Raw genomic sequence first — 3,687 nt, forward strand, 5'->3', positions numbered from 1 at the left:
GATGAGTCCCATTCGACCCAAATAAATAGAAAACTGGATAAGTACTTAATGGTCATTAAGGCAAAAAGCCCAGCAGGTTTTGCTGAAAAATACATAATTGAGAGCATTTGGAATGGTCGCTTTGCACCGGGTTCTATCTTACCTGCAGAGCGCGAACTTTCAGAATTAATTGGTGTAACACGTACAACGCTTCGAGAAGTATTACAACGCTTAGCCCGTGATGGTTGGTTGACTATACAGCATGGTAAGCCAACAAAAGTAAACCAATTTATGGAAACTTCCGGTTTACACATATTAGATACATTAATGACGCTCGATGCTGAAAATGCCACCAGTATTGTGGAAGACTTACTTGCGGCTCGGACAAATATTAGCCCCATATTTATGCGTTATGCATTTAAAGTGAACAAAGAGCCTGCTGAGCGTACTATTACTAATGTTATCGAAAGCTGTGAAGCACTATTAAGTGCTAAATCTTGGGATTCTTTTATGGAGTTATCTCCTTATGCACAGAAAATCCAACAGCATATTAAAGATGATGGTGAAAAAGACGAATATAAACGTCAGCAAATATTGATTGCGAAAACCTTTAACTTTTACGATTACATGTTATTTCAGCGTTTAGCGTTTCACTCAGGAAATCAAATTTATGGTTTGATTTTTAATGGGCTAAAGAAATTATATGACCGAGTCGGCAGCTATTATTTCTCTAATCCAGAAGCACGCGAGTTAGCCTTGCAGTTTTACCGTGAATTATTAGCAGTATGTGAAAGTGGCAATCGTGAGCAGTTGCCGATTGTGATCCGTCATTACGGCATTGACAGCGCTCACATATGGAATCAAATGAAAACAACGTTACCGACAAATTTTACAGAAGATGATCATTAGAAAATTCGTTTTACTGTAAAAAAAGCCCGTATGAAACGGGCTTTTTTGTAGGTTAGATATCTTCGTTACCACCCGCTTCTTTAAACCAAGCGGCTAAATGTAATTTTAAATCTTTCAGTTCATCTGGGCCGATTAAGGCCAACCCTAAATCTTCTGCACGAGTAATGTCATTATGGCGGAGTGGGCGAAAGCTCACGAGCATAGCGCGAGCTTGTAGGCCACCAAGCAAATCACGTAATGATTCTAGCTTATAAAGCGTATCATCGCCGTCATCACGCATACCTTTCGTTTTACATTCAATAATATGCAGTTTGTTATTCACCACTGTAGCGACATCGAGTTCATTTCTGACTTCTCGCTCACCTAATTGACGGTAGACTTGAACATTCAAAGAGCGATCTTGAATGGTAGGCATATCATCTTGGATCTGCCTTATTGTACTGTGCACTAATGTTTCTAACCATTCTCCATTGGAAAATCGGCGCGCATCTTCGTTGGCGAAGGTTAAAATGCCATTTTGATAGGTGGCGATTTGTGCTTCGACCAGATCGGTCAACAGAATATGAAGTTCACGATAGCCTTGTTGTTTTTCTGAAAGTGCAACATCTAGCCGCTGCTCTTTGCGGCACGTCGTCGCTAAATAGTTTAATGTGGCTAAACCAGGACCAAGTTCTAATGCATTACTTGCCCAGCGCTCGCCGAGTTCGTAAAGTTTTTGGTCAAGTTGTGGCGGAATATGATGCTCACTAAATTCACCCCGTGCGCCAAAAATGGTTAAGTAGTCTGAAATGGTAATGTGGTCTTGCACTTGGGTATTATTTTGACCATCGGGATAAAGCCAACACAACTGATCACTGTTCGGTTCGACGACAAAAATAGGCCATTGATAGCTACGGAACACCTCATAAACGGATAATAAACGATGTCTCAAACCACAACTTGCGTTCAGCTTGACTTCGTCGTATCTGGTTTTCAAATCTTCCGCTAAAAACTGAATAGCTTGTTTGATTGCTGAGGTATTGGAACCCGATGGGATTTCAAAAAACTCAGAAGTGATGTCGCGCTGACTCAATACCGAGTGTAAACGTAAATACATTGATTTTTGGTCTTGATCACCGATGAAGACAATGTGCGAACTTACCGTTCGATTATCAAGCAGGGGAGTAACCAAGCGAATAGGGTCTTGGTCGATAATGCCAACATGAACAGCCATAGATCATCCTCATGTTTGGCTTGCAAAGAGTAGGAGGTAGATAATAATGCGCAAGCCGATAGTTATCATATAACGATGTGGCATCAAAAAAACAAGGGCGACTTTAGATTAAAAGCCGCCCTTGAGACATAATTTACATGTAACTTACAAATGGGGTTGAGTTTGTTAACGGTCACTCATAATGTAAAACGATGGACTAATTCATTCTGCTGATTAGCAAGCTGAGTTAGGTTGGCGCTTGCCTGTGCAATTTGAGACATGGCTTGATAGCTACCATCAGCGATTAAATTAATATCCTCGATACTGCGTGCAATGTCACCGGTTGTTTCACTTTGCTCGGCGGCCGCCTGTGTAATATGAGTACTCATCTGACTGATTTCTAGAATTAACGCTTGGATCTCTTCCATTGCGCTATTCGCCGTTGATGCTTGCTCGACAGAAAGTTCCATATCAGTCATGCAGCTTTCAATAACAGTACTGGCAGAAGATGAGCTGGATTGCAAGTTGCTGATCATACTTTCAATTTCCGACGTCGAATCCGTTGTGCGTTTTGCCAAAACACGAACTTCGTCAGCTACGACTGCAAACCCGCGCCCTTGCTCTCCAGCACGAGCAGCTTCGATCGCGGCATTGAGCGCCAATAAGTTAGTTTGTTCTGCAATATTACGAATCACATCCAAGATAGAACCAATTTGGCTGCTCATTTTTTGCAGTTCACCGACAGCATCAACCGATTGATTTAAGCGAGTCTCCAATTGATTAATAGTAGTGATATTGTCACTCATAATTTTACGGCCCGATTCAGAAGCCGATTCAACTTTCTGCACCATCTCTAGCGAACTTTGAGCACTTTGCGCTACTTCTTGTACTGAATGAGCCATTTCTGTCATTGCGGTTGCCACGCTCGCGGTTTGCTCACGTTGGGTGCTGAGTTGTGACTGTGCTTTTGAAGAGGTGGTTTGGTTATGGTTAGCTGTGTTGGTTAAATTTTCAGAAGCATCATTCAACTGCACCAAAATATGGTGCAAATTATCTGCTAGCGAATTGATGTGGCCACTTAAGCGACTAAACTCGTTGTTGTAACGAATTTCAATGCGTTGTGTCATATCCCCTTTTGTCAGCCCTTCTAGCGTTTTGAGTATACGATTTAACGGCTCACGAACACTTTGCGCAATGTGGTAACCAATTCCTGTAGCCACTAGCACAACCGCAATACCAATCACGATCGCTTTAATAACTCCTTGCTTATAGACTTCCCCGGCTTCTCGCAGAGAGGCATTTAAACCGTCGGTCGCAGTATCGTTAAAAGAGTCTAAAATCGTCATTGCTTTATCGACCTCGATAGCCAAATTCGCAATGTTTTCATAAAGGGCTGTTTTCGCTAGTAAGTAACTATTGTGTTGATCAAGCACACCACCCTTTTGCCCAATATCTTGAGAGAACTTTTGGACGAGATCGTCAAAGGTTTTTTTCAGCTCAGGTAGCTGGGTCGATAAGCCTCGGTAAGCGTAGTTGAGGTGCGTGACTGCTTTTTTATTCATGGTGACGGCCTTGTCAACAAAGGCGACATCTGAACTGGCCAAAGC

Annotated in this window: 3 protein-coding genes; 1 reads left to right on the forward strand and 2 read right to left on the reverse strand. The window is 42.1% G+C overall.

Going from position 1 to position 3,687, the window contains the following annotated elements; all coding sequences use genetic code 11:
* Positions 1–48 precede the first annotated feature (48 nt).
* Positions 49–888 carry a fatty acid metabolism transcriptional regulator FadR gene (fadR, locus tag B9J87_RS14660; protein WP_010319711.1) on the forward strand — a complete coding sequence of 280 codons (840 nt, stop codon included), beginning with the start codon at positions 49–51 and terminating at the stop codon, positions 886–888.
* Between the two features lie 52 nt (positions 889–940).
* Here fadR and B9J87_RS14665 read toward each other — a convergent pair whose 3' ends face one another.
* Positions 941–2,101 carry a DUF1887 family protein gene (locus B9J87_RS14665; protein ID WP_013856516.1) on the reverse strand — a complete coding sequence of 387 codons (1,161 nt, stop codon included), beginning with the start codon at positions 2,099–2,101 and terminating at the stop codon, positions 941–943.
* Between the two features lie 176 nt (positions 2,102–2,277).
* The coding region (locus B9J87_RS14670; protein WP_094151492.1) for a methyl-accepting chemotaxis protein at positions 2,278–3,687 on the reverse strand (1,410 nt) is incomplete at its 5' end.

The sequence above is a fragment of the Vibrio sp. V19_P1S1T109 genome (assembly GCF_002241375.1).
Lineage (GTDB): Bacteria > Pseudomonadota > Gammaproteobacteria > Enterobacterales > Vibrionaceae > Vibrio > Vibrio anguillarum.